This is a genomic window from Polaromonas sp. P3_A5 (assembly GCF_056403055.1).
Genome location: NZ_JBFUGF010000001.1, coordinates 3542809 through 3566669 on the forward strand (window position 1 = coordinate 3542809; position 23861 = coordinate 3566669).

The window sequence follows — 23861 nt, forward strand, 5'->3', positions numbered from 1 at the left end:
CTGAAGGCGTTTCAAAAGAAGCACCACCCCCTTTTAGCCAAGCAAGGAGCCCGAGATGCTGCACTACTCCGTCGTTTTCCTGATCATCGCGCTGATCGCTGCCGTGTTCGGTTTTGGTGGCATCGCCGCAGGTGCCGTCGAGATCGCCAAGATCCTCTTTTTCATCTTCGCCGTCATGGCCATCGTGAGCTTTGTCATCAGCTTGCTCCGAAAGAATTGATCCAGCCATTCCGAGAGTGCCGAACGCTTTTTATGAGCGAGCGGCGCGCGCTCTCCTTGCATCTCCGTCGTCATTCACTCAACTCACCAAGGACCTGACATGAACACCCAAACCGCCACCAAGACCGCCCGCCAAAGCTCGGATGAGTTGCTGCAGAACGCAGAAAAAGCAGTTGACTCCACCCGCAGCTATGCCAACGAGGCATTCGACAAGGCAGAAACCAAAGTGCGCGAACTGCGCGGCAGTGTGGATCCCGTCGTGGACATGTTGGCATCCAAGGCCCAGCACCTTGCCCGTCAGAGCCTCGATATCGCCTCTGAAGCCAAGCATCGCGCGCAGCAGTCGCTGTCCAATGCCGCAGGTGCAACCACCCGTTATGTTGCCGAGCAACCCCTGCGTTCGGTGCTGATTGCCGCCGCCGTCGGTGCCGGCATTGCGCTGCTGGTGTCGTCTGCACGCCATCGCAACCAAAACCGTTACTGATCGCCAGGCTCGCGCCCGCCCCTTTCCCGGTACGACCACAGCACGCAGATTCGCCCCACCAATGCTTCACCCCCTGTTCTCCACCATCGTGCAGCGGCCTGACCTCGTCATGGACCATGTCTCTGCTTACGCGGCGCTCTTTCATGAAGAGGCTTCCGATGCGGGTGCCGAGCTGGTTGCACGGGCTGTGGCGTGGGTGATTGCGGTACTGGCGGCCGCGGTATTTTTGGGACTCGCAGGAACGGCCGTCATGCTGGGGGCGCTTCAAAACCAGTTTCACTGGGCACTGGTGGTGGTTCCGGGCATTGCACTGGCCATCGCCATCGGGGCCGCATTGCGCGCGAGAAAACCTTTCGCGAATGAACGCTTTCCCGAGTTGAAAGCCCAGATTGACAGCGACGCGCGCGCATTGCGCATGGCCGCCTGAACCGATGTCCACCCTCACCGCCCCAACGCCGCAGGAAAGGCTGGCCAGCAGCCGCAAGGCCATTGTCCGGCACATGAGCCGGGAAAAGCTGGACCATGAAGAAAACCCGGGCAATGCAGAGACCGGCCCGGAGAATGATCCGGCGCACTTTCTCGACCGCGGAACCTGGGGCGTTCTCAAACATGCCTTGGGGAGCTGGTGGCGACATCACCCCGTGAGCGTGGCAGTTGACATTGCCCGGCCGATGATTGACAGGTACGCCGAAGAAAAGCCGTTGCAGCTATTGGGTATTGCAGCCGCAGCAGGCGCTGCAGCGGTCGTACTGAGGCCCTGGCGCCTGGTATCACTTGGCGGCTTGCTGCTGGCCGCCCTCAAGACGTCCGAACTCCCGGGCACCTTGCTGTCCATGCTGTCTGGCGCGCCGCACAAGCCTGAAAAAACACCCTACACACGATGAACACCTCCACGCTTTCCCGCACCGCCCCCGACGAGCTGGTGCTCGATGAAACAGGGCTGAACGCAGCCCGGAACAGCCTCAACGACGGCGCAATCACGCCGGCCTACGGGCCGCACCGCGACGCGATCGTCAAGCTGCTGAATGACGCACTGGCAACAGAACTGGTTTGCGTATTGCGTTACAAGCGGCACTACTTCATGGCCAGCGGTGTGTCGTCGCCGCCCATTGCCGACGAGTTCCTGGTCCACGCCAATGAAGAATCCGGACATGCGGACCGCATTGCCCGGCGCATTGTGCAGCTGGGCGGCGAGCCGGACTTTTCGCCGGCCACGCTGCTGCAGCGCAGCCATGCGGATTACGACGAATCCGGTGACCTCAAAACCATGGTGCGAGTCAACCTGATCGCCGAACGCATCGCGGTTGAAACCTATCGCCAGATGATTGCGCTGATCGGTGACAAGGACCCCACGACACGTCGCCTGCTCGAAGATGTTCTTGCCGATGAGGAAGAGCATGCCGACGAGCTCAAGGACTGGCTGGAGAAATAACGATTACCGCAGGTCGGCCGGCGTGGTGCCGCCAGTCGACAGGCCTTTTTAACCATGCACCAGACGATTAAACCAACTTAGAGGAAAACAATATGAAATACGCTCGCGCAATTGCATTCGCCGCACTGGCAGGCATCACCATCATCGGCAGCGGCTGCGCCGTTGGGCGTGGACAGGAGACTGCTGGCGCCTATGTTGATGACGCTGCCATCACCACGTCCGTCAAGGCCAAGTTCATCGAGGACAAAACCGTTGCAGCGTCCTCCATCAAGGTGGAAACGCTCAATGGCACGGTTCAGCTGTCCGGCTTTGCCAAGTCCAGCGCTGAAAAAGCCCAGGCCGAAAACATTGCCCGCAATGTGAAGAACGTCAAGGGTGTGCGCAACGACATCGTCGTTCGTCCTTGAGCGTAAGCGGCTGAACAGGCCGGGCCACCGCGCAGGTGGCTAAAAAAAGCAGGCTACAGATAATCTGTGCCTGCTTTTTTCGTTGTGACCGGGCGGCGATGCGGCCACCGCAGCGCCTGGATCCTGCAGTTTTTGCAGACCCCCAGGCCCGGGTCTTTTCAGTGGCAACTTCCATGCTGCTTGCGGAACAGCGCCGGATACACAGGCGGCGCGCCTTTTGTCGATGCAAACAGTCCCAGCTTTGCGGCCTGGGCACGTTTTTCCGCCCGGGCATAGGGACCTGCATTGCCGCGGCTGCGGTAGGACCAGGCCATACCGTTTGCGACCATCCATTTGCCGGCATCTTCCCCGCTGAACACCACCCTGGCCAGGAGGCGGCCGTAGTCGTCGTGGTATTGGCCATGCACCGCCACACGCTTGCCCAGAAGCCGGCGCATCAGCGCATCGCGCGCGAGGGCTCCGCCCGGCTGGCAGATTTCCGGCGCGTCAATACCCTGAATGCGAATGCTGACCGGTTTACCCCCTGCCGCCGGGCGCACCCGGACGGTGTCGCCATCAACCACATAGGTGACGATTCCGGACCAGGCCGCGACGGGAGGCGAGGCCGTGCGCGCCGACACGCCCCCATGCATGAGCGCCACAAGAAAGAACACGCCCACAGCCTTGACTACGGAAATTTTCGTCACATTAGTTTGCTACCAAATTGATAGCTGCTTGCGCCCTCCAGTATTGACCTGGAGGCAGAAATCTTGATGAACATTGAAGATCCGGCTGCTTCGTTTCCGTGCTGTCGTCGCCAGCGCGCATTAAAGCCATCAAGGCCGGGATGTGCGCAGAGACCGGAGGAGCATGAGTTTTCAGAGAACAAAAGAGAAGCGGGGAAGCCCTGAATATACTGTACGAATAAACAGCCTCGTTCCCGCCCTGATCACGCTGTAACGATCCATCCTTCCAGCGTGTCCATTTCCACCGGCAAGCCGTAGCGGGGAGCGCCCTGCTGCGCCGCCCAGGCCGCCTGCATCAGGCACAGCACGGCGTCCAGGCTGTCGCCGCTGGCGTCGTCGGCGAGCAGGTCGCGCTGCGCGTGGCTGACCTTGAGGCGCAGCCCCAGCCGCGTTTGGCCGTTCTCCAGCGCGGTGATCAGGTCTTTGCGTGCGATCAGCCGCTCGGGCGTCTGCCTGGCTTTGTCGTCGCTTTTGTAAGAACGGCTGCCCAGCACCTCGCGCGCGAGCAGGCCCGGGTAAGCTTCGAGCGCCACACGTTGGGTGTCGCCGTCATGCAGGCCGGGCAGGTGCACGCCCGCCGCGAGCAAGCGCGGCACACCGGCGTGCAGCATGTAGGCCACGGGTGGGTTGACCCATTTCATCGAGGGGCTGGAGCCGGCCGGGCCGTCGGCGGCACGATGGGCAAACTTGCCGCCCACTGGCCGCGCGTTGCAGAAGGCGGCAAAGGTGCTCCGGATGTCTTCGCGGCTCAGGGCCGCATAGTGGCGCATGCAGGCTTCCCACTGCAGCGGCCAGCCCAGATGCGCCACCAGTTCACGCGGCAGGCCAAACGGAAAATCAAACGCACCCAGCCAGGGCTGGGGCTGTTGCAGCCAGCGCCCAAACGCCGCCAGGGACTCCAACCGCTCTATTTTTGATAGCACGCAGCGCCCATGAGACATGGAACCAAAGGCTAAAACAATGGGTTTTTTCTTGGTCGGGCTGCTGGAGAAATCGCAGCCAAGCAGCAAGGGCACTGTCATCGCGGCCTCAATCACGGTCTCAACCCAGCGCCAGCGCCATCACACCCGCCGCAATGCAGGCGGCGCCGATCAGGCGTAAGGCACGGTCGCCCTCGCCCAGCAGGTGGCCGCCTATCAGCGCGGCAAACAACATGGACACCTCGCGCGCAGGCGCCACATGCGACAGCGGCGCGGTCTGCATGGCGTACAGCACCAGCACATAAGACACGGGGCTGACGACGCCGACAAACACCGCGTACTTCCATTGCTGCTTCCACAACACCCTGGCCGCAGCGGGGTCGCGCAGCAAAGCGGGCGCCAGCACCAGCATGCGCAGCAGGCAGCCCATGTAATCCACCAGGATCGGCGACATCAGCAGGATCTTGACCGCATAGCCATCGACGACGGTGTAGCTGGCGATAAAGGCGCCGCTCAACAAGCCATAGACCATGCCCTTGCGCACCCGCTGGCGCTGCGCCGGGTCGTGCGAGGCGCGCCACAAGCCCGGCCCGCCGGCGACCAGAAATACGCCGCCCACGACACCCGCGATACCGGCCAGACCCAGCGCGGAAATCTGCTCGCCCAGCAGCAAGATGGCGGCCAGCGACGACAGCAGCGGCCCCGAGCCCCGCGCCAGCGGATAGACCACGGTGAGGTCCGCCTTGCGGTAGCCGCGCAACAGGACAATGTAATAGATGGTGTGCAGCACGGCGCTGGCACACAGCAGCAGCCATTGCGCCCAACCCCAGCGCGGCAGCTCGGCAATACCGAACCAGATGCCCAGCGGCGCCCACGCCACCAGCAGCACCAGGCCGGTAAAAGCGGCAAAGCGGGCATCACCGCCGGCCTTCTTGGCGGCGATGTTCCAGCTGGCGTGAATCAGTCCGGCGAGGAGTACGAGGGCCAGGGCGCCTGGAGACACGCGTCAGGCCTGACGGTACGCAGGCCTCAAACCCTGCCGCAGATGGAGGCGGTCGCCATCAGGTCTTCGAGCAGTGCGAACGAGACTTTGCCGGAGACCGAGTACGGATCGAGTTCGGCTTTTTCGGAGTACTTGAGCAGGATGGAATGGTTGAGCTTGGACAGGTTGACCTGGCCCATGGTCCAGCCGCCAAAACGGCGCTCGGAAATTTCCTCGAAGTGCAGGAGGATCACGTCCTTGTGGCGGGCATCTTGCTGGATGTGGCCGAACAGTTCGCTGACCGCCATGCGGCCGCCTTCAATCGCCTGCAGGAAGATGCCGCCGCCATAACAAAGAATGCCGGTGATGCCCGACGAGGGGTTGTGCTGGCGCGATTGCGAGAGGATGCCTTCGATGGCTTCGGGGCTGGTATCGACCGCGCGGCTTGCATAAAGTAAACGGACGAGCATGGTTAGCCTTTCTGCGGGATCAAAGCGAGGAATTCACGGCGCAAGGTCGAGTCTTTCAGGAACACACCGCGCATCACCGAGTTGATCATCTTGCTGTCCATGTCTTTGACGCCGCGCCAGGCCATGCAGTAGTGGCTCGCCTCCATCACGATGGCCAGGCCGTCGGGCTGGGTTTTTTCCATGATGAGGTCGGCCAGCTGCACCACCGCTTCTTCCTGGATCTGCGGGCGGCCCATAACCCATTCGGCCAGGCGCGCGTATTTGGAGAGGCCGATCACATTGGTGTGCTCATTGGGCAGCACGCCGATCCAGATCTTGCCGATCACCGGGCAGAAATGGTGGGAGCAGGCGCTGCGCACGGTGATGGGGCCGACGATCATCAGCTCGTTGAGGTGCTCGGCGTTGGGAAACTCGGTGATGGTGGGCGCATGCACGTAGCGGCCCTTGAACACCTCGTTGAGGTACATCTTGGCCACGCGGCGCGCAGTGTTGTTGGTGTTGTGGTCGCCGTCAGTGTCGATCACCAGGCTGTCGAGCACGCCCTGCATCTTGCCGGTCACTTCGTCCAGCAGCTTTTCGAGTTCGCCCGGTTCAATGAACTTGGCGATGTTGTCGTTGGCGTGAAAGCGCTTGCGGGCCTGGGCCAGGCGTTCGCGGATCTTGACGGAGACGGGCGTGCCCTCGTCGGTCGCGTCCTGGGGGGGCGTATCGGATTTCATAAGCATGCCAGATATTACCAGCCTGCCCCTAAACCGTCTTGTCCGGAATTTGATAAGGTTTTTGGCCTCCAGCCCTTTCCTCATGAGCGCAAGCAGCTATCAAATTCATAGCTAACGGCATGACGGCCGGGCTGGCACAAGACGCATCAATAACGCTGGCCTGCCACCAGCAGCGCCAGCCGCACCAGGGCATAGGCTATCCAGCCTCGCAGCCGCTGGCCAAAGGGGCGATGGCTGTGGTCGGCCGGCTCCATGCGCCGCCCCTGTTTCGCCATGGCCTCGCGCACAATACCCGCCAGGCTTTCGGCAAAGGCCTTGTCCTCGACCACCACATTGGCCTCGCGGGCCAGCAGCAGGCTCAGGGGATCCAGGTTGGACGAACCCACGGTGGCCCAATGCCCGTCCACCACGGCCACCTTGGCATGCAGGAAACCGGCCTCGTATTCATGGATTTCCACGCCGGCTTCCAGCAGGGCACCGTAGACGGGCCGGGCCGCATGGTATTGCATGAAGTACTCGTAGCGCCCCTGCAGCAGCAAGGTGACACGCACGCCGCGTTTGGCCGCCCCGATGAGGGCGCGCCGCAGCTTGCCGCCCGGCAGAAAATAGGCGTTGGCAATGATGATCTCCCGGTGCGCCTTGCCGATGGCCCTGCGGTAGGCGCGCTCGATGCTGCTGCGATTACGCAGGTTGTCGCGCAGGATCAGCGCTGCCTTGGGGCCGGCAACGCCAGACCCGTTACCCGCCGCGAGCGATGTGGTGCCGGTACGCCCGCCATAGCCCGCTGCCTTGAAGTTCTCCCATGCGGCGGCCATGTGACGCTGCCGCGCACTGTAGCCAGCCTGCACACGCCACCACAGCAGCGCCATGGCATCAGCGGCCTCCTCTGCCAGCGGCCCGGTGGCAGCCACGGCGAAATCGACGCGCGGAGTCTGGAGCTCCCCGTGGTTGGGATCGTAGAAATCATCGAGCACATTGATGCCGCCGCAAAACACCGTGTGCTGGTCGACCACGCAGAGCTTGCGGTGCAGCCGGCGCCAGCGCTCCGGCAGGAGCAGACCCAGGCGGCTCAGGCCCGTCCCCAGGGGCGAGTACACGCACCAGTCGACTTTCGACGCCGCGAATTTTTCGCGCCACTCGGCCGGAAGGGGGCCGGTGCCTATGCCGTCGACCAGCACCTGCACCGTTACGCCGCGCCGGGCCGCGCGAACCAGTGCTTCGGCGACATCCGCACCAGCACCGTTGAAATCAAAAATATAGGTTTCCAGCTGGATCCAGGTCTGCGCCGCGTCCAGGGCCTTGACGAGTGCGGGGAAAAAATCCCGGCCGCCCTGCAACAACTGCAACGCACCGGACTTGTGGAGTGGAAACATGGCCAGCGGCTTTTTCCCTGGAAGTGTGGAGAGTTGGCGGGAAGGTCCATTCCATTTGAACCGACTGGCCGATGTTTGCCAATCCAGTGAAACGCCAAACTCACAAAGTGTTGCGCCTGCGCGCTGCGCGGCTCAAGCCATGAATTTCGGCAGGAGGAGCACCGCTTCCGCATTTGAAGGGGAAAAACACAGGTCGGCGGCGGCGTAGTGCGGCAGCCATTGCCAGGCAGTGTGCTCCCTGGGGCTGAGCTTTACATCGCAGGCCTGGGGCAAGCACAGGCTGAAGACATGTTCGGTGTTGTGGGTGATGCCGGGCGCATACCTGGCGCGCCAGACTGGATAAATTTCGTAGACGTTGGACAGGCCCCAGTCGCGAAACTGGCCGGGCGCGGCTGCGATGCCGGTCTCTTCCAGCACCTCGCGCACCGCGGTCTGCAGCAAGGGCTCGCCCGCCATATCTTTGGAGCCTGTGATGCTCTGCCAGAAGCCCGGGTTGTCGGCGCGCTCGATCAGCAGCACGTCCAGCTGCGGTGTGTGAATGACGACCAGCACGGATTCGGGGATCTTGAAGGCTTTCAAGCTGCCCCCTCGTCACTCAGATGCGTGCGCTTGCTTGTGAGCGACAGGCTTTTCCGCCGGGCCGCCCCAAGGAAAAGAGCGCCCCCTCGGGGGGCAGGAAGCTACGCGCAGCGAGCGACCGTGGGGGCCACATTAAACTGGCTGTGGGTTGCGCAGGCGAATATGCAGTTCGCGCAGTTGTTTCTCGTCGACGGGGCTGGGCGCGTGCGTGAGCAGATCCTGCGCGCGCTGGGTTTTGGGAAATGCGATCACGTCGCGGATCGAGTCGGCGCCCGTCATCATGGTGACGATGCGATCCAGACCGAAGGCCAGGCCGCCGTGGGGGGGGGCACCGTACTGCAATGCGTCCAGCAGGAAACCGAACTTCTGCTGCGCTTCCTCCGGGCCGATCTTCAGGGCATTGAACACCTTGCTCTGCACGTCCGCCTGGTGGATACGGACCGAACCGCCGCCCAACTCCCAGCCATTGAGCACCATGTCATACGCTTTGGCAATACAGCGGCCCGGGTCGGTATCCATCCAGTCTTCGTGTCCGTCCTTGGGTGCGGTGAACGGGTGGTGCACCGCGCTCCAGCGCTGGCCTTCCTCGTCAAATTCGAACATCGGAAAATCAACCACCCACAGCGGCTTCCAGCCTTTGGTGAAGAGGCCGGTTTTCTTGCCGAACTCACTGTGACCGACTTTGAGGCGCAACGCGCCAATGCTGTCGTTGACGACTTTGGCCTTGTCGGCGCCGAAGAAAAGGATGTCGCCGTTCTGGGCCCCGGTGCGCTTGAGGATTTCCGCAATCGCCGCGTCATGGATGTTCTTGACGATGGGGCTTTGCAGGCCGTCACGGCCCTTGGTGATGTCATTGACCTTGATCCAGGCCAGGCCCTTGGCACCGTAGATCTTGACGAACTCGGTGTAGCCGTCGATCTCGCCGCGGCTCATTTCGGACCCGCCGGGAACGCGCAGGGCAACCACACGGCCGCCGGCAGTGGTGGCAGGCGTGCTGAAAACCTTGAAGTCCACCGTCGCCATGACTTCGGTGAGTTCCGTGAACTCCAGGTTCACGCGCAAATCAGGTTTGTCGGAACCGAAGCGGTGCATGGCTTCGCTGTAGGCCATCACCGGGAATTCGCCCAGGTCGGTGTTGAGCACGGTCTTGAAAATGTTGCTGATCATGCCCTGAAACAGGTCACGGATGTCCTGCTCGCCCATGAAGGACGTCTCGATATCGATCTGCGTGAATTCGGGCTGGCGGTCGGCACGCAGGTCTTCGTCACGGAAGCACTTGGTGATCTGGTAGTAGCGGTCAAAGCCCGCCACCATGAGCAGCTGCTTGAACAGCTGCGGGCTTTGCGGCAGCGCGAAGAACATGCCTTCGTTGACACGGCTGGGCACCAGGTAATCGCGCGCGCCTTCAGGCGTGCTCTTGGTCAGCATCGGGGTTTCGATGTCGATGAAGCCGTTGGCATCAAGGAACTTGCGCGTTTCCATGGCCACGCGGTAGCGCAGCATCAGGTTGTTCTGCATGTAGGGGCGGCGCAAATCCAGCACACGGTGCGTGAGGCGCGTCGTCTCCGACAGGTTGTCGTCGTCAAGCTGGAACGGCGGCGTCACGCTCGGGTTCAGCACGATCAGTTCGTGGCACAGCACCTCGACCTTGCCGCTTTTGAGGTTGTCGTTGGTCGTGCCTTCAGGGCGGGCCCGCACCACGCCTTTGACCTGCACGCAGAATTCGTTGCGCACGCCTTCAGCAGTTTTAAACATGTCGGCGCGGTCCGGGTCGCAGACCACCTGGACATAGCCTTCGCGGTCGCGCAGGTCGATGAAAATCACCCCGCCATGGTCGCGGCGGCGATTGACCCAGCCGCACAGGCTCACGGTTTGGCCCAGCAAGGCCTCGGTCACCAGACCGCAATAGTTCGAACGCATTTGGGAAACGATAGCCATAAAAAATCTCGGACTTTCAGCGCCTCGCGCGCAATGTTGCAATTTTCGCGGTTTACAGGGGAGGAGTCAGCGGCCGCGGTACAGGTTTGGAGGGCACCACGACGCCCATGGAAATCACGTAGGTCAAAGCCTCATCGACGCTCATCTGGAGCTCAATGCAGTCGCTTCTTTTCAGCATCACAAAATAGCCACCGGTGGGATTGGGCGTGGTGGGTACATAAACACTCAGGTAATCGCCCTGCAGGTGATTGACCACATCGCCGCCGGGCAGTCCCGTCAGAAAGCCGATGGTCCAGACACCTTCACGCGGCCACTGAACCAGCAAGGCCTTGCGAAAGGCATTGCCGTTTTCCGAAAACACCGTATCGGAGACCTGCTTTACGCTGGAATAGATGGATCGGACGATGGGAATGCGGCTCAGGAACGAGTTGCCCCAGCGGACCAGTTTCTTGCCGAAGAAATTGCTGGCAACCGCGCCCATCAGCAGCACGATCAGCAGCGTCAGCAACACGCCGAAACCGGGGATATGGAAACCCAGCAGCTTGTCGGGATGCCAGGCGCCGGGAAGAATCAGCAGCGTCTGGTCCAGCGTGCCGACGATCCAGTCGAGCACCCACAGCGTGATGGCCAGGGGCACCAGCACCAACAGTCCGGCCAGAAGCCATCGGCGGATCGAAGCCATCACGAGGAAGTCTTGGAAGAGGAGTCGCTGGCCGAAGTCTTGGCGGGCGCGGCCGGCGCGGGAGCGGGGGCTGCTGCGGTGCTTGCCGGCGCGGCTGCACCGGAATCGGCCGGCTTGCTGTCCGAACCGTTGCCGCTGGCAGTGCCGGCTTCGCCGCCGTCGGTCTTGGGTGCTGGCACACCCGTGCTGTTGCCGCCGCGGAAGTCCGTCACGTACCAGCCCGAGCCCTTGAGCTGGAAACCCGCCGCCGTGACCTGCTTTTTGAACGCGGGTTCGCCGCATTGCGGACACACCGAGAGGGGCGCATCGGAGATTTTTTGCAGAACGTCCTTGGCATGCCCACAGGACTCGCATTTATAGGCGTAGATTGGCATAGTGCTTAAGGCTTTGAGGGGCTGTCCCCGGGGTATTCCCGGGAATATCCCGGGGAATTTGCCTGGAAAAGGCTCCCAGATGCAAAGCCCTCAATTATAGGCCGTTGAGACCTTCCCCGGCCGGCCCTAAAACACCCGTACCCGCAGGACAACCTGCATGGCAATCAGCCCCAACACAAAGCCCAAACCGCCATAAATCAGGCTTTGCAGCAGCTTGTTGGTACGCTTTTGCTCATACAGCAGTTCCTCAAGCTCTCGTCGGTTGATTCCGGGGGGCGATTTCAGGTACTGGGACAGCAGGCGCGGCAAACCGGGGAGCAGCTTGGCATAAGCAGGCGCCTCCGCCTTGAGCTGCGCCAGCAATTTTTCCGGACCCACCTGTTCGAGCATCCATTTTTCGAGAAAGGGCTTGGCGGTGCTCCAAAGGTCCAGGTCAGGATCCAGCTCGCGGCCCAGGCCCTCGATGTTCAACAGGGTCTTTTGCAGCAGCACCAGCTGGGGCTGGATTTCGACATGGAAACGGCGCGAAGTCTGAAACAGCCGCATCAGCACCAGGCCCAGCGAAATTTCCCTGAGCGGCCGGTCGAAGTAGGGTTCGCAGCACGCGCGGATGGCGGCTTCCAGCTCGTCCACCCGAGTCTCGGGCGGAACCCAGCCGGATTCCAGGTGCAACTCGGCCACCCGTTTGTAGTCGCGCTGGAAAAACGCGCTGAAATTCTGTGCGAGGTATTCCTTGTCGACCTCGGTCAGGGTGCCCACGATGCCGAAATCCAGCGAGATGTAGCGACCGAATGTTTCCGGCGCCAGGCTGACCTGGATATTGCCGGGGTGCATGTCGGCATGGAAGAAGCCGTCGCGGAACACCTGGGTGAAAAAAATGGTGACGCCGTCGCGCGCCAGTTTTTTCATGTCGACACCGGCATCGCGCAGGCGCTGGGCCTGGCTGATCGGAACGCCTTTCATGCGCTCCATCACCATGACGTCGGGCATGCAGAAGTCCCAGACCATTTCAGGGATCATCACCAGGTCGAGGTTTTGCATGTTGCGGCGCAGCTGGGCCGCATTGGCCGCCTCACGCAGCAGGTCCAGCTCGTCGTGCAGGTATTTATCGAACTCGGCCACCACCTCGCGGGGCTTGAGGCGTTTACCATCAGCAGACGCGCCTTCCACCCAGCCGGCCATCATGTGCATCAGCGCCAGGTCTTTCTCAATGGCAGGCAGCATGTTGGGCCGCAGCACCTTGACGGCCACTTCGCGGCCATTTGGCAAGGTGGCGAAATGCACCTGGGCAATCGAGGCGCTGGCTACGGGAATTTGTTCGAAGCTGGCAAAGATGCGGTCCAGCGGCCGGCCAAAGGCTTTTTCGATGATGGCGACGGCGACGGCGGACTCAAAAGGCGGCACCCGGTCCTGCAGGCGCGCAAGCTCGTCGGCGATGTCGGGCGGAAGCAGGTCGCGCCGGGTAGACATGACCTGGCCGAACTTGACAAAGATGGGGCCCAGGCTTTCAAGCGCTTCGCGCAGGCGCTCGCCACGCGGCGCCTTCAGGTTGCGGCCCAGCGAGACGATGCGGGTCAGCAAACGGATCCAGGGACGTTCGAAACTGGAGAGCACCAGCTCATCCAGGCCAAACCGGAGCACGGTCCAGACAATAAAAACACCTCTGAAGAGGCGACTCATGCAGCAGGTGCTTTCACTGGCTCGGCATCGCCGCCTGCCGCAGAAGGACCCGCCTTGGGCGCCGTTTCAGAAGGTTGGGCGCCGGAGGTTGCTGCCGCGGACGAAGGAGGAACCGACGCAAGAGGTGTACTTGCCAAAAATTGCTTGAGCCCGGCAAAGATTCGCCGCCCGGCATCGGCCACTGCATGCGCAGGAGCATCACCGATCAGCCGGGAAAGGTCCTCTTCGGCATCCCAGCGCAGGTTTTCAGCCAGCCAGCCCAGTTCGGCGGCCAGCTGCACATCACCCTCAATTTTCACCGGCGGCGGCTTGCCGGCCAGCACAGACTGCATCACGGTCAGCGGCGATTCAGTAGCCACAGCCAGCAACAGGTCCGGCTTGGCAGCGGGCTGGGCCCGGTCCACCAGGCCCGCGGGTGTCACCACCAGGTCAATCGCAAACAGGCCCCAGCGCAGATGCACCACGCGCCCCTTTTGCCGCAGCAGACGGTCCTGCGCCTGCTTTTCCTGCATCAGGACATGGTTCAGGAAGAGCACCAGCCGTTGCTGCCCCTCATCCACCACCCAGGCGGGCGGCTGAAAGCGGGTGGCAATGGATTCCAGAAAAGAAAATGGGGACGTCGTGGTATTCATACGTTCCCGATTTTGACAGCAATGTGGCCCCCACGGTCGCTCACTTCGTGTAGCTCCCTGCCCCCCGAGGGGGCCGCCCGCCTGCGGTCCGGCAAAGCCAGTACCGCGGCTCATGCTGGCTTGAAGAATTCTTTGGGCACTACCACTGGAGGTATTTCACCAGCGGGGGCCGCGGAACCGGCTTTGCCGGGCCGCAGGCGCCGCCCCCTGAAAGGGGGGAACAGGCTACAAGAAGTGAGCCTGGACGGGGGTTATTGGAGAGCTTGTACGCCGGCGACCAGCCAGCCGCTGCCGCCGCTGCGTGGCTTGGTCATGTTCCAGACTTCGCGGAAGGGGCTGGCGCCTGCGGAGGCGTCTTCGCGGATCATGCCGGAAAACTCCACGCTGGCCATGTAGACATCGCTCAGTTCCTCGATGCCCAGCAATTGCGCATCCAGCATCACGACCTCGGTCTTGTTGACCACACCGCCGGTGTGTGACTCGCGGTCGGCGAGCTGGGTCTTGATCTGCTCGAGCATGTCGTCCGTCATCATGGCGCGCAGGTTCTGGATGTCGGAGCGATCCCAGGCATCCTGCAGCGTGACGAAGTTGGCCTTGCTGGCCTTGAGGAAGCCTTCGGCGTCAAAACCGGCCGGAACGCCCCAGGACTGCGCACCCAGCAAGGCCGAGCCGATCATGGAACCGCCTGCGGGCGCTGCCGCATCGTATTTGTTGGCATCAAAAGCCATGCTGCTGCGTTCCCAGGGGCGCGCGGATGCATCGTTGCCGACGTTCTCAGGGCTGTAGTTCTTGGGGGTGGTGGCGTTGCCCGCACCCTGGAAGGCAAAAGGCGCCTGCCCGGCCGCAGAGCCTTGCGCACCAGCCGCTCCGCCCTTGAATTTGCGCATGATGAAGCCGATCACCAGCATGACCACCAGCGCCAGCAAGGCAAACATGATGATCTGGCCGAAGGCGCCGCCCAGGCCCAGCGATGAAGCCAGCCAGGCCAGGCCCAGACCTGCGGCCAGGCCGCCCAGCATGGCGCCCCAGGGCTTTTTGGGCGCAACAGGCGCCGGCGTTGCCGCAGGGGCCGCCGGTTTGGCGGCATTGGCGCCACCAGGCGCCGCCTCACGCTTGGTCACGTTGGACGACTGCTTGCCAAATGACGAACCACCGCCCAGTCGTTTGGCGTCAGCAGGCGCTCCCCCCAAAGTCAGGGTTAACGCAAGCGCTGCGGAAAAAATTGCCGACCAGATTTTCATATCGTCTCCTTGATCACGGTTTTGAGGCCGTTTGACTTTTCAACACTTGATTCCAACATGCAATGCCACAACTCCGCCTGTCATGTTGTGATAGTCCACATGGCCGAAACCACTTTTATGCATAAGGGCTTTCAGTTCGTCCTGGCCGGGGTGCATGCGAATTGATTCGGCGAGGTACTGGTAGCTTGAATCGTCATTGGCCACCAGCTTGCCCAACCGCGGCAACACCTTGAAGGAATACCAGTCGTAAATCTTTTCCAGCGGCTTGGCGACTTTGGAGAACTCCAGCACCAGTAGCTTGCCACCGGGCTTGAGCACGCGGTTCATCTCGCGCAGCGCATCTTCCTTGTGCGTCATGTTGCGCAGCCCGAAGGCGACCGTCACCACGTCGAAGCTCGCATCGGGAAACGGCAGATGTTCGGCGTCGCACACCAGGGTGGGCAAGCTGACACCAGCATCCAGCAGGCGGTTCCGGCCTTCGCGGAGCATCGCCTCGTTGATATCGGTATGCACCACACGGCCCGTGCTGCCCACCTTGGGGGCAAAGGCCAGCGCCAGGTCGCCCGTGCCGCCGGCGATGTCCAGCACCTGGTAGCCCTCTTTAACGTTGGCCACCAGCACCGTGTAGGCCTTCCACGCCCGATGCAGCCCCATCGACATCAGGTCGTTCATCACGTCGTACTTGGGCGCCACGGAGTCAAACACCCCGCGCACGCGGCGTGCCTTGTCTTGCTCGTCAACGGATTCAAAACCGAAATGGGTACTGCTCATACCATCAATGCTAGAGGGCAAAGGTGTAATTGCTCTCGACAACCCTGAGCTGACATGGGGCATTGCGGCTTATTGCCCGCTTTTATGCTGGAAAAACAACAGTGGCGCGAAATGCCCATTCGCCGCCGCGTCGCGGCCGCGCACCGCTCGCGCGGAATCAGTGGCTTGCACAGCCGTGGCCGCCGGGCGCGGCCATGGGTGCATCGCGCTCAACACCGGCCGCCTGCAGGCGCCTCTGGTACTCGTCCCATAACTGGGCCTGGTCGGCGCCCAGTTTGTAGAGATAGTCCCACGAGAAGATTCCGCTCTCATGGCCATCGGAAAACACGGGCTTGACCGCGTAATTGCCAATAGGCTCAAGCTCAACCACATTCACTTCGCGTTTGCCGGTTTGCAAAATTTCCTGGCCAGGGCCATGGCCCTGCACCTCTGCCGAGGGCGAATAGACGCGCATGAGTTCAAACGGAATCCTGAACTCGGCGCCGTCGGAGAACGCGATTTCAAGAATGCGCGACTGGCTGTGAACCGTCAATGCGGTGGGCGTGGGTGAACCGGGTTGAAGGCCTGCCATGGGAAATCGCTTTCTGAAAAGAAAAGGCCGGACGCATCAGGCCTTCGTGAGGATTCGGCATTCTGGCAATAAGCCCGTTGACATCAAAACCAGAAATTGCCCTAGACCAGCACCCGTTCGATGCCACCGTGGTTGGCCGCCTCCACATACGTGGGCAGCCACTCCTTGCCCAGGATCTGATTGGCCATTTCCACGACGATGTAATCCGCCTCGAGCAGGCCGTTTTGCAGATCGTTGCCGTAGCGCGAGAGCCCTTGCAGGCAACTCGGGCAGCTGGTGAGTATCTTGACGTTTCCCGCCTCGGCAACGGCACCCGCCTCGCGAAGCTGGGCTTCGCCCTTGCGCAGCTCTTCTTCCTTGCGAAAACGGATCTGCGTGGAAATGTCCGGCCGGGTAACGCCCAGCGTGCCCGACTCACCGCAGCAGCGGTCATTCTTGAGCACGTTGTCACCCAGCAGCGCCTTGACGGTCTTCATTGGCTCCTGCAGCTTCATCGGGCTGTGGCAGGGGTCGTGATAGAGGTAGCCAGCGCCGGGCTGGTCGGTGCGCAGGGTGATGCCTTTTTCAAGCAGGTATTCGTGGATGTCGATGATGCGGCAGCCCGGGAATATCTTGTCGAATTCGTAACCCTGCAGCTGGTCATAGCAGGTGCCGCAGCTCACCACCACCGTCTTGATATCCAGGTAGTTCAGCGTGTTGGCGACGCGGTGGAACAGCACCCGGTTGTCGGTGATGATTTTCTCGGCTTTGTCGAACTGGCCGCTGCCGCGCTGCGGATAACCGCAGCAGAGGTAACCCGGCGGCAGCACAGTTTGCACCCCCGCATGCCAGAGCATGGCCTGCGTCGCCAGGCCCACCTGGCTGAAAAGGCGCTCGGAGCCGCAGCCGGGGAAATAAAACACCGCCTCGGTTTCCGACGTGGTGCTCTTGGGGTTGCGAATGATCGGGACGTAGTCCTTGTCTTCGATGTCCAGCAGCGCACGTGCTGTCTTCTTGGGCAGGCCGCCCGGCATCTTCTTGTTGATGAAGTGGATCACCTGCTCTTTCACAGGCGCCTTGCCGACCGTGGCCGGCGGCAGCGCCGTCTGCTTGCGTGCCAGCCGGCGCATCAGGTCGTTGGCCAGGCGCTGGGCCTTGAAGCCCACGTCCACCATGGCGCTGCGCATGAACTTGATGGTCTGCGGGCTGGTGGCGTTCAGGAAGATCATGGCGGCAGCGTTGCCGGGCCGGAAAGACTTCTGCCCCATCTTGCGCAGCAGGTTGCGCATGTTCATGGAGACTTCGCCGAAATCGATGTCCACCGGGCAAGGCGTCAGGCACTTGTGGCACACGGTGCAGTGGTCGGCCACGTCTTCGAATTCTTCCCAGTGCTTGATGCTCACGCCGCGCCGGGTCTGCTCTTCATAAAGGAAAGCCTCCACCAGCAGCGAGGTGGCCAGGATTTTGTTGCGTGGGCTGTACAGCAGGTTAGCGCGCGGCACATGGGTGGCGCACACCGGTTTGCACTTGCCGCAACGCAAGCAATCCTTCACGCTGTCGGCAATGGCGCCGATGTCCGACTGCTGCATGATCAGCGACTCATGCCCCATCAAGCCGAAGCTGGGGGTATAGGCATTGGTCAAGTCGGCATGCAAGATCGGCTTAGCATCATGTTTGGACTGAAGACCGCTCCCCTCTTGCGCGAGCAGCTCCTGATTTCGTAGCAGCTTGCCTTTGTTGAAGCGCCCTTCCGGATCGACTTTTTGCTTGTATTCGGTAAAGGGCCGCAGCTCTTCGTCAGTCAGGAACTCCAGCTTGGTGATGCCAATGCCGTGTTCCCCGGAGATAACGCCGTCCAGCGAACGAGCCAGCACCATGATGCGCGCCACCGCCACATGCGCGGTCTGCAGCATCTCGTAGTCGTCGCTGTTGACGGGCAGGTTGGTGTGCACGTTACCGTCGCCGGCGTGCATGTGCAGCGCCGCCCAGACACGGCCCTTGAGCACACGCTTGTGGATGGCATTGCACTCCTCCAGGATGGGCAAAAACGCGCCGCCCGAGAAAATCGCCTGAAGCTGGGCCCGGATATCGGTTTTCCAGCTGGCGCGCAGCGAATGGTCTTGCAACTGCGGGAACAAGGTCGCTACACCCGCCAGCCAGCCGGACCATAGCGCTCGTACCTCAGCTATCAGCGCCAGCGCCTGGCCCACACGGTCTTCCAGCAGTTCTGCCGAAGGAATATCGTTGGCATCGTCCGATTTGCCCAAAGGCAGGTTGCCCTTGAGGAAAAAAGCCTCCAGCTCGTCGCACAGCCGTATCTTGTTGGCCAGGCTGAGCTCGATATTGATCTGCTCGATGCCGTCGGTATATTCGGCCATGCGGGGCAGCGGAATCACCACGTCTTCATTGATCTTGAAGGCATTGGTGTGCTTGGAGATCGCGGCGGTGCGCTTGCGGTCCAGCCAGAATTTCTTGCGGGCGTCGGGGCTGATGGCGATAAAACCTTCGCCGTGGCGCGAGTTGGCAATGCGCACAACTTCCGAGGTGGCACGCGCCACCACATCGGCGTCGTCGCCGGCAATGTCGCCAAAGAGCACCATCTTCGGCAGGCCGCCGTGCTTTTTCGATTTGGTCGCATAGCCGACCGCCTTCAGGTAGCGGTCGTCCAGGTGTTCCAGCCCCGCCAGGATGGCGCCGCCGCGCTTTTGCTCGGCGAACATGAAATCCTTGATCTCGACGATGCTGGGCACCGCGTCCTTGGCATTGCCGAAAAATTCGAGGCAAACCGTGCGGGTATGTGCCGGCATGCGGTGCACGATCCAGCGCGCGCTGGTGATGAGACCGTCGCAGCCTTCTTTCTGGATACCCGGCAAGCCGCTCAGGAATTTGTCGGTGACATCTTTGCCCAGGCCTTCCTTGCGGAAAGTCTTGCCGGGAATATCCAGCCGCTCGGTGCGGATAGGCGTTTTGCCGTCGGCTTCGAAATACTGAAGATCGAAGCTGGCCATCTCGGCGTCGTGGATCTTGCCGAGGTTATGGCCCACGCGCGTGACTTCCAGCCACTCGGCCTGGGGCGTGACCATCCGCCAGGAAGCGAGGTTGTCCAGTGCGGTGCCCCACAGCACGGCCTTTTTGCCGCCTGCATTCATCGCGATGTTGCCGCCTATGCAGGAGGCTTCGGCAGAGGTCGGGTCGACCGCGAAGACGAAGCCGCCGCGCTCGGCCGCGTCGGCCACACGCTGGGTGACCACGCCGGCTTCAGTCCACACGGTAGCCACTGGCTTGTCAACGCCGGGCAACGAAACCATTTCGACCTCGGTCATGGCTTCGAGTTTTTCGGTATTGATGACAGCCGACTTCCAGGTCAACGGAATCGCCCCGCCGGTGTAGCCGGTGCCGCCACCACGCGGCACGATTGTCAGGCCAAGCTCGATACAGGCCTTGACCAGGCCGGCCATTTCGACTTCAGTGTCGGGCGTGAGCACCACAAAGGGGTATTCGACACGCCAGTCAGTCGCATCGGTGACATGTGACACCCGCGAGAGGCCGTCGAACTTGATGTTGTCTTTGAGCGTCAGCTTGCGCAGCTTGCGTTCCGTCAGGCGGCGAAGGTCGTACATCTCGCTGAAGGAGGTGTAGAAGCGGGCGACGGCGCCGCGAGCGGCGTCGAGCAGTTCGCCCACAATGGCGTCGCGCTGTTGATCTGCATCCGGGGTGCGGCGTTTTTCGACTTCAGTCAGCCGGTGCTGCAAGGCGTCGACCAGCAGCTTGCGCCGCTTGGGGTTGTCCAGCAGGTCGTCCTGCAAATAGGGGTTGCGCTGCACGACCCAGACATCGCCCAGCACTTCATACAGCATGCGCGCGGAGCGGCCGGTGCGGCGCTCGTCGCGCAGGCGGTTCAGCAAGTCCCAGGCACGCTCGCCGAGCAGGCGGATGACCACCTCCCGATCGGAAAACGAGGTGTAGTTATAGGGAATCTCGCGAATGCGGGCTTCGCCAGCCTTTGCGTCATCGGCAAAGACGTTCAATTCTTGGAGGGTAGTAGGGGCGTTCATCGTGAAAAGCCAGCGGCTTCGGACCCGTGTCCAGCGCTGTTGCCCTATATTACCGCAGCGCAACATTTACCCGTGGCGCCATGGAAGTCGTATGTGTCCTTATGGAAATCCCGCTTGTCGGGAAGCCCGCAAATCGATTAAATCGCTTGTCACAAACAGTTTTTACACTGTCCCGTTTAACGTGGCGCGCCCCGGTGCGCGTCCAATCCCAGGAGTTTTAATGAAAAACCGTCTCTCAGCATTCGCCTTCGCGGCCCTCGGCCTGTGCGCGCCGCTGGCCAGCCAGGCCCAGACCGAGATCCAGTGGTGGCATTCAATGACGGCCGTCAACGGCGAATGGGTCAATGACCTGGCCAAGCAATTCAATGAGAGCCAGAAGGAATACAAGGTAGTGCCCACGTTCAAGGGCACGTACGATGAGTCCATGACGGCGTCCATCGCGGCCTTCCGCGCCGGCAATGCGCCACATATCCTTCAGGTGTTTGAAGTGGGCACCGCCACGATGCAGGCCAGCAAGGGAGCCATCGTCCCGGTCGGCAAGATCATGCAGGACGCCGGGGAAAAGTTCGATCCGAAAGCCTACATACCCGCTGTTGCCGGCTACTACACCGCGCCGAACGGCCAGATGTTGAGCTTCCCGTTCAACAGCTCCACCACCATCTTCTATTTCAACAAGGACGCGTTCAAGGCTGCGGGCCTGCCGACCGACAAGGCCCCCGTGACCTGGCCTGAGGTCGTCAACGCCGCCGCCAAACTGAAGGCATCCGGTCACAAATGCCCCTTCACGACCGCCTGGCAGAACTGGACACAGGTGGAAAGTTTCTCGGCCTGGCACAACGTCGAGTTCGCCACCAAAGCCAACGGCCTGCAAGGCATGGATGCGCGCCTGAAGGTGGATTCGCCGCTGCACGTGCGCCACATCGAGAATCTGGCCAACATGGCCAAACAGGGGCTCTTTATCTACAAGGGCCGCGGCAACGTACCGGAAGCCAGCTTCGTGTCGGGCGAGTGCGCCATGATCAACACCTCGTCGGGCTTTTACGGCAATGTGGCGAAAAACGCCAAGTTCGCTTACGGCCTGGCCCCGCTGCCCTATTACCAGGACGTTCCCGGCGCGCCACAGAACACCGTGATCGGCGGCGCCAGCCTCTGGGTCATGTCGGGCAAGAAGCCCGCTGAATACAAGGGCGTGGCCAAATTCTTCAGTTTCATCTCGACGCCTGAAGTGCAGTCCGCCAGCCACAAGCGCACCGGTTACCTGCCTGTGACGATGGCTTCGTACGACCTGACCGAAAAGTCCGGCTTCTACAAACAGAACCCGGGCACCGACGTCGCGGTGACGCAAATGATCCGCAAGGTCACGGACAAGAGCCGCGGCATCCGTCTGGGCAACTATGTGCAGATTCGCGCGATCGAGGACGAAGAACTCGAGCAGGTCTGGAACGGCAAGAAGACGGCCAAAGAAGCGTTGGGCTCCATCGTCAAGCGCGGCAATGAGCAGCTTGAGCGCTTCCAGAAGGCCAACAAGGGCTGATCGCCCAAGAGACAGAGCAGGCCCGCACGGCGGGCTAAACTCGGCCCGCTGCGCCCTCTCCCCCTCATCGGGGAAGGCCAGGCGGGTTTTTATGTTTTAGCACTCACAAGTTTTTGCCCACTGAAGGCCCTATGGAAAAACGCGTTGTCTTTCGATCCAGCTGGCTGCCCTGGCTGCTGCTGCTGCCGCAAATGGCGGTCATCCTGGTGTTTTTCTTCTGGCCAGCGGCGCAGGCGCTTCTGCAGTCGCTGCAACAGCAAGACCCTTTCGGCACCTCCATCGAATTCGTCGGCCTGGCCAATTTTCGGCAATTGCTGGACGACCCGAGCTATGTGGAGTCGTTCAAGACGACCGCGTTTTTCTCGGTGATGGTGGCTGGCATCGGCATCAGCCTGTCACTGTTGCTGGCGGTGTTTGCCGACCGCATCGTGCGCGGCGGCATGTTCTACAAAACCATGCTCGTGTTGCCCTACGCGGTTGCCCCGGCTGTGGCGGCCGTGCTGTGGGTGTTCATGTTTTCTCCCTCGCTGGGCGTGGTCGCCTACGCGCTGGGCAAGATAGGCATCAACTGGAATCATCTGCTCGACTCCGGCCATGCCATGACGCTGATCGTGATGGCCTCGGTGTGGAAGCAGATTTCCTATAACTTCCTGTTTTTTCTGGCGGGCCTGCAGTCGATTCCCAAGTCACTGATCGAAGCCGCCGCCATTGACGGTGCGAAACCCTGGCGCCGCTTCTGGACCATCCAGTTCCCGTTGCTGTCGCCCACGACCTTCTTCCTGCTGGTCATCAACGTGGTCTATGCCTTCTTCGACACGTTTGCCATCGTCGACGCCGCCACACAGGGCGGGCCGGGCAAGGACACGGCCATCCTGGTCTACAAGGTGTATTACGACGGCTTCAAGGCCATGGACCTGGGCGGCTCGGCTGCGCAGTCGGTGGTATTGATGGTGATCGTGGTGGCGCTGACCGTAATTCAATTCCGCTACGTCGAGAAAAAGGTTCAGTACTGATGACGCCCCCACGCTTTTCATTTCATGTAATGCGCGAGGCCTTGCAGGCCGCGGCTCGCGAGACGCTTCGCCTCTGTCGCCCGTCCAAGCCTGCGCAGGCAGGCTTGGAGCTGCGGGCTCCAGCCCCTCGGGGGCGCTTTTTTCCTTGGGGCGGCCCGGCGGAAAAACATGTCTATCCCTCACACATACAGTTCAAGGTGAACGCCAATGGTTGAAAAACGCGGAACCCACGGCATCCTCGCCCACGTCATCGTGATCCTGGGCGTCTTTATCGTCGCCTTCCCCCTCTACCTGGCTTTCGTGGCCTCGACCCACACGGCGCAGGAAATCGTGCAGGCGCCCATGCCGCTGCTGCCGGGCACCAACATGATCGACAGCTACAAGGCGGCGCTGTTCGGGCGCGAATCCGCCGTCGGCTCCAATGCACCGGTGGCGCACATGATGTGGGTCAGCTTCGTCACGGCGATGGTGATCGCGATCGGCAAGATCACGATCTCGCTGCTGTCGGCATTCGCCATCGTGTACTTCCGCTTCCCCTTCAAGAAGACCTGCTTCTGGGCCATTTTTGTGACGCTGATGCTGCCGGTGGAAGTGCGCATTCTGCCCACCTACAAGGTGCTGTCGGATCTGAACATGCTCAACACCTATGCGGGCCTGACGGTACCGCTGATTGCCTCGGCCACGGCGACTTTCTTGTTCCGCCAGTTCTTCCTGACGGTGCCTGACGAGCTCACCGAAGCCTCACGCATGGATGGCGCCAGCCCCATGCGCTTTTTCTTCGACGTGCTGCTGCCGCTGTCGAAGACTTCGATCGCCGCGCTTTTTGTCATCCAGTTCATCTACGGCTGGAACCAGTACCTCTGGCCGCTGCTGGCCACGACGAGTGAAGACATGTACCCGGTCGTCGTGGGCATCAAACGCATGATCGCCGGCGGTGACGGCCAGAACGAATGGAACGTGGTCATGGCCACTGCAATTTTGGCGATGCTGCCGCCCGCCCTCGTGGTGGTGCTGATGCAGAAATGGTTCGTCAAGGGCCTGGTCGACACCGAAAAATAGAGCCAGCCCAAACCAGCCAAGA

The 23861-nt window shown here is 61.6% G+C and carries 25 protein-coding genes; 9 read left to right on the forward strand and 16 right to left on the reverse strand.

All coding sequences use genetic code 11. The features are described from left to right. The first annotated feature begins 55 nt into the window (after positions 1-55). The 6 genes from AC1DU8_RS16930 (at position 56) to AC1DU8_RS16955 (ending at position 2542) form a co-directional block, all read left to right on the forward strand. Positions 56-220, forward strand: a complete 165-nt coding sequence (locus AC1DU8_RS16930; protein ID WP_457279639.1) for a DUF1328 domain-containing protein — start codon at positions 56-58, stop codon at positions 218-220. A gap of 99 nt (positions 221-319) precedes the next feature. Continuing rightward, the gene (locus AC1DU8_RS16935; protein ID WP_457279640.1) at positions 320-703 is read left to right on the forward strand and encodes a glycine zipper domain-containing protein; all 384 of its coding nucleotides are present in this window, start codon (positions 320-322) and stop codon (positions 701-703) included. A 61-nt stretch (positions 704-764) separates the two neighbouring features. Continuing rightward, complete coding sequence (locus AC1DU8_RS16940; protein WP_477648497.1) at positions 765-1130, forward strand: hypothetical protein; 366 nt, start codon at positions 765-767, stop codon at positions 1128-1130. A 4-nt stretch (positions 1131-1134) separates the two neighbouring features. Further along, the gene (locus AC1DU8_RS16945; protein ID WP_457279642.1) at positions 1135-1587 is read left to right on the forward strand and encodes a hypothetical protein; all 453 of its coding nucleotides are present in this window, start codon (positions 1135-1137) and stop codon (positions 1585-1587) included. After that, positions 1584-2135: a ferritin-like domain-containing protein gene (locus AC1DU8_RS16950; protein ID WP_477690015.1), complete on the forward strand. Its 552-nt coding sequence runs from the start codon at positions 1584-1586 to the stop codon at positions 2133-2135. The genes AC1DU8_RS16945 and AC1DU8_RS16950 overlap by 4 nt, the downstream gene beginning before the upstream one ends. 92 nt (positions 2136-2227) lie before the next feature. Then, positions 2228-2542 (forward strand): BON domain-containing protein, encoded by a 315-nt coding sequence (locus AC1DU8_RS16955; protein ID WP_457279644.1) that lies wholly within the window; start codon positions 2228-2230, stop codon positions 2540-2542. Positions 2543-2700: 158 nt separating this feature from the next. Here AC1DU8_RS16955 and AC1DU8_RS16960 read toward each other — a convergent pair whose 3' ends face one another. The 16 genes from AC1DU8_RS16960 to AC1DU8_RS17035 form a co-directional block, all read right to left on the reverse strand. Then, positions 2701-3228: a thermonuclease family protein gene (locus AC1DU8_RS16960; protein ID WP_477690016.1), complete on the reverse strand. Its 528-nt coding sequence runs from the start codon at positions 3226-3228 to the stop codon at positions 2701-2703. A gap of 242 nt (positions 3229-3470) precedes the next feature. Then, entirely contained in the window at positions 3471-4289 is an 819-nt protein-coding gene (locus tag AC1DU8_RS16965; protein WP_457279646.1) for a DUF429 domain-containing protein, read from the reverse strand. 19 nt (positions 4290-4308) lie between these two features. Beyond that, positions 4309-5190, reverse strand: a complete 882-nt coding sequence (locus AC1DU8_RS16970) for an EamA family transporter (protein WP_457279647.1) — start codon at positions 5188-5190, stop codon at positions 4309-4311. A gap of 26 nt (positions 5191-5216) precedes the next feature. Beyond that, a complete protein-coding gene (locus AC1DU8_RS16975; RefSeq protein ID WP_348045618.1) occupies positions 5217-5639 on the reverse strand; it encodes a BLUF domain-containing protein in 423 nt (140 codons plus the stop codon). Between the two features lie 2 nt (positions 5640-5641). Continuing rightward, complete coding sequence (gene folE / locus AC1DU8_RS16980) at positions 5642-6364, reverse strand: GTP cyclohydrolase I (protein ID WP_457279649.1); 723 nt, start codon at positions 6362-6364, stop codon at positions 5642-5644. Positions 6365-6504: 140 nt separating this feature from the next. Then, positions 6505-7731 (reverse strand): cardiolipin synthase ClsB, encoded by a 1227-nt coding sequence (gene clsB / locus AC1DU8_RS16985; protein ID WP_457279650.1) that lies wholly within the window; start codon positions 7729-7731, stop codon positions 6505-6507. A 132-nt stretch (positions 7732-7863) separates the two neighbouring features. After that, entirely contained in the window at positions 7864-8310 is a 447-nt protein-coding gene (nudB, locus tag AC1DU8_RS16990) for a dihydroneopterin triphosphate diphosphatase (RefSeq protein ID WP_477701740.1), read from the reverse strand. Between the two features lie 132 nt (positions 8311-8442). After that, on the reverse strand, positions 8443-10248 hold the full coding sequence (aspS, locus tag AC1DU8_RS16995) for an aspartate--tRNA ligase (protein ID WP_457279652.1): 1806 nt from the start codon (positions 10246-10248) through the stop codon (positions 8443-8445). Between the two features lie 52 nt (positions 10249-10300). After that, entirely contained in the window at positions 10301-10930 is a 630-nt protein-coding gene (locus AC1DU8_RS17000; RefSeq protein ID WP_457279653.1) for a DUF502 domain-containing protein, read from the reverse strand. Continuing rightward, positions 10930-11304 carry an FmdB family zinc ribbon protein gene (locus AC1DU8_RS17005; protein ID WP_457279654.1) on the reverse strand — a complete coding sequence of 125 codons (375 nt, stop codon included), beginning with the start codon at positions 11302-11304 and terminating at the stop codon, positions 10930-10932. Before AC1DU8_RS17005 ends, AC1DU8_RS17000 begins: the two co-directional genes overlap by 1 nt. A 126-nt stretch (positions 11305-11430) precedes the next feature. Then, a complete protein-coding gene (gene ubiB / locus AC1DU8_RS17010; protein WP_457279655.1) occupies positions 11431-12984 on the reverse strand; it encodes a ubiquinone biosynthesis regulatory protein kinase UbiB in 1554 nt (517 codons plus the stop codon). Next, positions 12981-13616, reverse strand: a complete 636-nt coding sequence (locus tag AC1DU8_RS17015; protein ID WP_477666076.1) for a hypothetical protein — start codon at positions 13614-13616, stop codon at positions 12981-12983. The genes ubiB and AC1DU8_RS17015 overlap by 4 nt, the downstream gene beginning before the upstream one ends. Positions 13617-13867: 251 nt before the next feature. Next, positions 13868-14857 carry a Tim44 domain-containing protein gene (locus AC1DU8_RS17020; protein WP_477690019.1) on the reverse strand — a complete coding sequence of 330 codons (990 nt, stop codon included), beginning with the start codon at positions 14855-14857 and terminating at the stop codon, positions 13868-13870. 39 nt (positions 14858-14896) lie between these two features. Continuing rightward, positions 14897-15628, reverse strand: a complete 732-nt coding sequence (gene ubiE / locus AC1DU8_RS17025; RefSeq protein WP_477666074.1) for a bifunctional demethylmenaquinone methyltransferase/2-methoxy-6-polyprenyl-1,4-benzoquinol methylase UbiE — start codon at positions 15626-15628, stop codon at positions 14897-14899. A gap of 157 nt (positions 15629-15785) precedes the next feature. Continuing rightward, positions 15786-16199: a gamma-butyrobetaine hydroxylase family protein gene (locus AC1DU8_RS17030; RefSeq protein ID WP_477666073.1), complete on the reverse strand. Its 414-nt coding sequence runs from the start codon at positions 16197-16199 to the stop codon at positions 15786-15788. Positions 16200-16300: 101 nt separating this feature from the next. Further along, a complete protein-coding gene (locus tag AC1DU8_RS17035) occupies positions 16301-20233 on the reverse strand; it encodes a DUF3683 domain-containing protein (RefSeq protein ID WP_477727017.1) in 3933 nt (1310 codons plus the stop codon). Between the two features lie 220 nt (positions 20234-20453). Between AC1DU8_RS17035 and ugpB the strand changes: the two genes are divergently transcribed. The 3 genes from ugpB to ugpE all read left to right on the forward strand — a co-directional run bounded on the left by ugpB (position 20454) and on the right by ugpE (position 23839). After that, positions 20454-21767: a sn-glycerol-3-phosphate ABC transporter substrate-binding protein UgpB gene (gene ugpB, locus AC1DU8_RS17040; RefSeq protein WP_457279661.1), complete on the forward strand. Its 1314-nt coding sequence runs from the start codon at positions 20454-20456 to the stop codon at positions 21765-21767. A gap of 131 nt (positions 21768-21898) precedes the next feature. Then, on the forward strand, positions 21899-22780 hold the full coding sequence (gene ugpA, locus AC1DU8_RS17045) for a sn-glycerol-3-phosphate ABC transporter permease UgpA (RefSeq protein WP_457279662.1): 882 nt from the start codon (positions 21899-21901) through the stop codon (positions 22778-22780). Between the two features lie 207 nt (positions 22781-22987). Next, positions 22988-23839 carry a sn-glycerol-3-phosphate ABC transporter permease UgpE gene (ugpE, locus tag AC1DU8_RS17050; RefSeq protein ID WP_457279663.1) on the forward strand — a complete coding sequence of 284 codons (852 nt, stop codon included), beginning with the start codon at positions 22988-22990 and terminating at the stop codon, positions 23837-23839. Positions 23840-23861 lie beyond the last annotated feature (22 nt).